The organism is Arthrobacter sp. 2YAF22_2 (assembly GCF_052114645.1).
Taxonomy (GTDB): Bacteria; Actinomycetota; Actinomycetes; order Actinomycetales; family Micrococcaceae; genus Arthrobacter.
In genome coordinates this window covers 1-6120 of sequence record NZ_JBFRFD010000194.1, presented here as the reverse complement: position 1 = coordinate 6120, position 6120 = coordinate 1, and the positions used below count along the sequence as shown (strand labels likewise).

Below are 6120 nucleotides of genomic sequence, written 5' to 3'. Positions count from 1 at the left end.
CCTACGAAGTCCTGCCAGCGGGCCAGGACCTCGCCACGGAGCAGGGCGCCGTCCCGGGTCGCGTCCAGGATCCGTCCCACGGCGTCATGGTACGCGCCGCTGACATCCGCGCTCAGCAGGGCGGCGGCGCGGTGCTGGGCGGTGACGGCCTCCGCCACGGCCTGCACCCGGCCGCCCAGCGCCTTGACCGTGCCGTTGAGCGTCCGGCGGGCAATCCCCGCCCGTCCCGCGGCGTCGGCGGCGAGTTCCTCAAGCCAGCGCCGGAGCGGGTCCACGGCGTCTGCGGGCAGCATGCCCGCCGCGTCCAGGACCACCTCGGGAATGACGAAGAGCCGGGCAGCGGCCAGTCCCTGCCGGCCCAGCATGGAGCGGAGATCGGCGCTGACCTCCTCCTCGGCGGCCGGCGGCACCCGGTCCAGCACCACGGCCACCATGATGTCGCGCGCGGCGGCGTCCAGCAGCAGGCGCCACGGGACGGCGTCGGCGTAGCGGTTGGCGGTGGTCACGAAGATCCACAGGTCGGCGGCCGCGAGCAACTGGCCCGCCAATCTGCGGTTGTCTTCCGAGACGGAGTCGACGTCGGGAGCATCCAACAGCGCGATCCCTGGCGGCACGGCCGGGTCGGCGGCGAGCACGAGCGAAGTGACGGCGCCGGTGTCGGGACTGGGCCCGGCCGGGGCGGCCGGCACCGCTGTGGTGACCACGGTTCCGCGGATCCGGCTGAGGCTCGGCAGCACGCGCTGGTCCTCGAACCACGCGGCGTCGTCCGGGTGGTGCAGCAGGATGGGCTGCCGGGTGGTGGGCCGGATCGCGCCGGCGCGGGTGACGGCGTGGCCCACGAGTCCGTTCACAAGCGTGGACTTGCCGGCGCCGGTTGAGCCGCCGACGACGGCCAGCAGGGGCGCGTCAAGGCTGCGGTAACGGGGCAGGATGTAGTCGTCGAGCTGGGCCACGGCGTGGCGGATGTCCAGCCGTGCGGTCTCGGCGCCGGGCAGCGCCAGCGGCAGCGACACCGCGGAGAGCTCCCGTCGGACGGTCTCGAGGAGTTCGACGGCGGCCGCCTGCCTGGCAGCGGGTGACGACTGCCCGGTCCGGTCGGCGCTTTCGCTGGTACTCACAGCATCATCATGCCAGTTGGACCAGCCGGAGCCCGGGGTTCTGCGCCTCACAGCTTGCTCCAAGGTCCGCCTGTCAAGGTTTTGCGGTGACAACAGAACTCAGCCCTAGGACGGGCGACAAGCTCCTCGACATCCACAACTACGCGATCGCCCTGAAGGGGTCAGACCTCCGGGAAGAAGCCACCGTAGGCCATAACCTGCTGCTCATCCTCAAGGGCAAGAACCAGTAGTCCGCACCGGCCCGGCTTCGGGCCTCCGGGGGCAGCCCCTGTGGACGGAACGACCGCTCGGCCCACTCCGACCCCTCGGCCCACTCGTTGAACAGTTCTCTCGGGTAACAAAAAGTCCCCCGGAAACCGTGGTTTCCGGGGGACATTCGTGACCCCAGCGGGATTCGAACCCGCGTTACCGCCGTGAGAGGGCAGCGTACTAGGCCGCTATACGATGGGGCCTTGCACTTTTTCCAAACGTGTTCCAAACCGGCTTGACCGATTCAGAACCCCTGAACTGCCGCAGAAATCCGCGGTCTTTCAGAGCTGGGATACCAGGACTCGAACCTAGAATGACGGTACCAGAAACCGTTGTGTTGCCAATTACACCATATCCCAATGGAACTTTCGGGCCGGTTCCGCAGGTCCAAACCCGCGCTCCCAGCGCCTCAGCACGAGTAATTACTTTACCCGAGACTTTTGCCGCGCACAAATCGGACCGCACGCGCCCTCCTCGACACCTTCGCACCCCTCCGGCCGCCGCACTTTTGGAGATTCTTCCCCGGAAACCCTTGCCAACCCGGCCGCGACAAGTTTACTCTCGGTAAGTTACCAATGAGTAACAACCCCCTCCCCCACCCAGTTGAGGGCAGAATAACGACCGCTTCGGAGTGTTAGCTGCATCACATTCCGGGGCCGGCAGCAGAGCCGTTGCCGGCGAGATCGTCGAGAGGAACAGTCAGTGTCACAGAGCCGTGCCGCCACCGCCCCAATCCGAACCCGTGCCCAGCAGATCGCCATCGCCATACTGGCCCTGCTCCTGATCGCACTGCTGGGGTTCTACACCCTGGTCACCGGCCGGATCACGGACGGATCCGCCAAACTCAACGACGGCGCCTCCCAGGCCGCCGCCGGCGCCGACCAGCTCAAGGACGGTGCCGGCAAACTCGCCACCGGCGCGGGCCAGGCGGACACCGGAGCCGGCAAAGTCTCGGAAGGGGCTGAGAAGATCCACGCCGGAATCGCCGGCAAACTCGCCCCGGGCGCGGATCAGCTCCAGGCCGGTGCCAGCGAGCTGGCTACGGGCGCAGTGAAGATTCAAACGGACGTCGAAAACAAGCTGGCCCCGGGCGTGTACCAGGTTGACGACGGCGCCCGGAAGCTGGCCGCCGGCGCCGGGCAGCTCTCCGCGGCCCTGACTCCCACCGCAGCGGGCAACGCCGAAAACAACCTGGCCGACGGCGCTACCCAGCTCGACGCCGGCGCCGGCAAGCTCGAAGCCGGCACCAACCAGCTGGCCGCCGGCACCAACCAGCTGACGGCCGGAACCAACCAGCTGAAGGGCTACCGCGGGGCCAACAACAACCCGGAGGCCGGCACGGGTACCGCGGCGCTGGCCCAGGCCCTTGAGCTGCTGCAGGCTGCCGCCAATGATCCCGTCCAGGGGTTCGTCCCGTTGTCCCTGGTCAAGGACAAGATTGCGAAGATCCTCGCCGGCGCCCACCAGCTGGATGCCGGCGCCTCCCAGCTCCAGGCGGGGGCGTCCCAGCTCCAGGCCGGGGCCGGGCAGCTCCAGGCCGGCACCGGGCAGCTCCACGCCGGGACCGGCAAGCTCACCGCCGGGTTCGCCACCCTGGCGGGCAAGCTCAACAGCCGCGACCCCAACAACCCGGGCGTGGTGCTGGGGACGGAGTTGCTGGCGGACGGTACCGGCAAGATCAGGGTCGGCATGGACGGAGTCCCCGGAGATCCCGAGCACCCCGGCCTGCTAAAGGCCACGGCCCGGATGACAGACGGAAGCTCACGGCTGGCCGACGGCACCGTGGCGCTGAACGCCGGCATCAAGGGTGATCCCGCCGACCCGGCCAACCCTGGTCTGTTGACCGGTTCGGGGGCCCTGGCTTCCGGCGCGTCGGAGCTCTCCGCGGGCAACACCAAGCTGGCTTCCGGCACCACGCAACTGTCCACCGGCGCCGACAAGCTGGCCGACGGCAACGCCAAGATTGCCGCGGGTACCGGCACGCTGTACTCCAGCGCCGCAGCGGTCTCGCCGTCGAACATGATCAACGGCGACATCGCGGTGGCCGTGGGCCTCGTGACATTGCTGGGACTGGGCGCCGTCGGTGCCTACCTGATCCTGCGGAACCGCCGGATGGCACAGGACCGAATGGCGGAGGACCGCCTGGCACGGCAAGCAGCCTAGCCGTCCACCTGGTCGGTAACGCAAACGGCCCCGTCGGAGGAAGGATTCCTCCGACGGGGCCGTTGTGTTGAGCCCGACGTGTTGGATCCGGCTGCGTTGGATACTGCTGTGTTGGATACTGCTGTCTGGGGCTGCTGCCGGGTCAGGCCAGCAGGTCAAGCAGCGAGGCGACCTCGCGGCCGGCGAAGCCGGGAGCAGGCTCTCCGCCGCGATTGAGCCAGACGCCCAGCAGGCCGGCCGCCGTCGATCCTTCGGCGTCGAGGAGGCGGTTGTCGCCCACGTACAGCGTTTCGCCGGGCCCGGTGCCGAGCCGGCGCACGCCTTCGAGGTAGATCGCGGGGTCCGGCTTGGCCACGCCGAGGGTGTCGGTGCCGACCAGGATCCCGATGCGGTCCAGGCCGGCGGCGTCCAGTTTCACCCGCTGGTAGTCGTGGACGTTGTTACTGACGGCGCCGTACGGGACTCCGGCGGCATCCAGCGCATCCAGCAGCGGTGCCACGTCGTCGAAGGCGCGGATGTAGCTGTGCTGCAGGCTGGCGTAGGAGCTGACCCAGTGCTCTGCCCGCTCGCTGTCCTCGAGTTCGACGCCGAAGTGCCCCAGCGCCGCGCGGCCGCGCAGCAGACGTTGTTCGTTGAAGCTGAGTTCGCCAGCCAGGTAGCGGTCGTAGAAATGCGTCGTTTCCCGCGTGAAGATCCGCCCGAACCGCTCCCAGCCGGCCTCGTTGAGGCCCGGCAGGAGGTGTTCGCTGACCCCGCGCAACGCCGTCGTCATGGCGAACTCGAGGTCCACCAGGGTGTCATCGATGTCGAACAACACACCGCGGATGCCGTCCAGCCCGGCCGCGAGGACCCCGCCGTCGGAGTCTGATCCGCCGTTCATCAGCCGCGGAAGGCGCGCAGGCGCGCCAGGGACGAATCCTTGCCCAGGATGACCATGGATTCGAACAGCGGCGGCGAGATCCGGCGGCCGGAGACGGCCGTACGGACGGGGCCGAAGGCCAGCCGCGGCTTGACCCCCATGCCCTCCACGAGGGCCTCCTTCAGCGCGGCCTGGATGTTCTCCGCAGTCCACACGGCAACGGGCTCGAGGGCCGCCAGCGCGGCATCGAGGACCTCGGCGAGGTTCTCCGGCAGACCCTTGCGCGCGTCGTCGGCGACGTCGATCGCGCCGTCGTCCTTGAACAGGAAAGCCAGCAGCTCCGGGGCCTCGCCCAGCAGCGAGATGCGCTCCTGGATCAGCGGGGCCGCCTCGGTGAGGATCTCATCCTCGCGGGCCGTGAGGCTCTCCCCCACCAGGCCGGCGGCCTGCAGGTAGGGAACCAGGCGGCCGCGGAAGTCCTCCGGGTCCAGCATGCGGATGTGCGTACCGTTGATGGCCTCGGCCTTCTTGATGTCGAAACGCGCCGGGTTGGCCAGCACATCATGGACATCGAAGTTCTCGATCAGCTGGTCCACGGTGAAAATGTCCTCGTCGGCGGATAGGCTCCAGCCAAGCAGAGAGAGGTAATTGAGCAGCCCCTCGGGGATGAACCCGCGGTCCCGGAGCAGGAACAGGTTGGACTCGGGATCCCGCTTGGAGAGCTTCTTGTTGCCCTCGCCCATGACGTACGGCAGGTGCCCGAACACCGGCAGGTAACTGGCGACGCCGATCTCCATCAGCGCGCGGATCAGCACCACCTGGCGGGGCGTGGAGGAAAGCAGGTCCTCGCCGCGCAGCACGTGGGTGATCCCCATCAGCGCGTCGTCCACCGGGTTGACCAGGGTGTAAAGCGGCGAGCCGTCGGCGCGGACGATCACGTAGTCGGGAATGCTGCCGGCCTTGAACGTGATCTCGCCGCGGACCATGTCAGTGAAGGTGACGTCCGTATCCGGCATCCGCACCCGGAGCACCGGCTTCCGGCCCTCGGCCTGGAACGCGGCGACCTGCTCCTCGGAAAGCTCCCGGTCGAAGTTGTCATAGCCCAGTTTGGGGTCGCGGCCCGCGGCCCGGTGGCGGGCTTCGACTTCCTCCGGCGAGGAGTAGCACTCGTAGGCGTAGCCCGCGGCCAGGAGCTTGGCCACGACGTCCTTATAGAGGTCCAGCCGCTGCGACTGGCGGTACGGCTCGTGCGGGCCGCCCACCCCGATGCCTTCGTCCCAGGTGATGCCGAGCCAATTGAGGGCCTCCAGCAGCTGCTGGTAGCTCTCCTCCGAGTCGCGCGCCGCGTCGGTGTCCTCGATCCGGAACACGAAGGTGCCCTTGGTGTGCTTGGCGTGGGCCCAGTTGAACAGGGCCGTGCGGATCAGGCCGACGTGCGGGGTCCCGGTCGGTGACGGGCAGAACCGGACCCGGACAGGGGTTTCGGCGGTGACTTCGCTGGTCATTTCCGTGGTGGCAGTGCTGGAGACGGCGTCGGGCGCGGTGGGAGTAGTCATAGTGGTACCAACTTTACCGCGCGCCGGGCGTTGCCTTAGCGGCGGACCACCGGGTTCGAGAGGCGTCCGATGCCCTCGATCTCGACTTCGTAGCGGTCGCCGGCCTTGACCAGGCCGACGCCGGCCGGGGTGCCGGTCATGATGACGTCGCCGGGAAGCAGCGTGAAGGCGTGCG

6 protein-coding genes and 2 tRNA genes are annotated in these 6120 nt (G+C 68.6%); 2 read left to right on the top strand and 6 right to left on the bottom strand.

Annotated elements, in window-relative coordinates:
- Window positions 1-1118, bottom strand: a 1118-nt coding sequence (locus AB4Y86_RS09675) for a dynamin family protein (protein WP_441402027.1), incomplete at its 3' end; no start/stop codon positions are given.
- An 86-nt stretch (window positions 1119-1204) separates the two neighbouring features.
- Between AB4Y86_RS09675 and AB4Y86_RS09670 the strand changes: the two genes are divergently transcribed.
- On the top strand, window positions 1205-1348 hold the full coding sequence (locus tag AB4Y86_RS09670; protein ID WP_441402026.1) for a hypothetical protein: 144 nt from the start codon (window positions 1205-1207) through the stop codon (window positions 1346-1348).
- A 149-nt stretch (window positions 1349-1497) separates the two neighbouring features.
- On the opposite strand, the gene AB4Y86_RS09665 is transcribed toward AB4Y86_RS09670, so the two are convergent.
- Both AB4Y86_RS09665 and AB4Y86_RS09660 read right to left on the bottom strand, forming a co-directional pair.
- Window positions 1498-1570 (bottom strand) — tRNA-Glu (locus AB4Y86_RS09665).
- Window positions 1571-1654: 84 nt separating this feature from the next.
- Window positions 1655-1726, bottom strand: a tRNA-Gln gene (locus tag AB4Y86_RS09660).
- 343 nt (window positions 1727-2069) lie between these two features.
- Here AB4Y86_RS09660 and AB4Y86_RS09655 point away from each other — a divergent pair.
- Entirely contained in the window at window positions 2070-3530 is a 1461-nt protein-coding gene (locus tag AB4Y86_RS09655; RefSeq protein WP_441402025.1) for a hypothetical protein, read from the top strand.
- Window positions 3531-3672: 142 nt separating this feature from the next.
- On the opposite strand, the gene AB4Y86_RS09650 is transcribed toward AB4Y86_RS09655, so the two are convergent.
- From AB4Y86_RS09650 to AB4Y86_RS09640, 3 genes are all read right to left on the bottom strand, one after another.
- Complete coding sequence (locus AB4Y86_RS09650; protein ID WP_441402024.1) at window positions 3673-4410, bottom strand: HAD family hydrolase; 738 nt, start codon at window positions 4408-4410, stop codon at window positions 3673-3675.
- Window positions 4410-5945: a glutamate--tRNA ligase gene (gltX, locus tag AB4Y86_RS09645; protein WP_441402023.1), complete on the bottom strand. Its 1536-nt coding sequence runs from the start codon at window positions 5943-5945 to the stop codon at window positions 4410-4412. The genes AB4Y86_RS09650 and gltX overlap by 1 nt, the downstream gene beginning before the upstream one ends.
- Window positions 5946-5980: 35 nt before the next feature.
- Window positions 5981-6120 (bottom strand): fumarylacetoacetate hydrolase family protein (locus AB4Y86_RS09640; RefSeq protein ID WP_441402028.1); only part of this gene is annotated, 140 nt, incomplete at its 5' end.

Coding starts and splice junctions, on each gene's coding strand:
- AB4Y86_RS09650 (WP_441402024.1), bottom strand. CDS start 4,410: ATGAACGGCGGATCAGACTCCGACGGCGGGGTCCTCGCGGCCGGGCTG.
- gltX (WP_441402023.1), bottom strand. CDS start 5,945: ATGACTACTCCCACCGCGCCCGACGCCGTCTCCAGCACTGCCACCACG.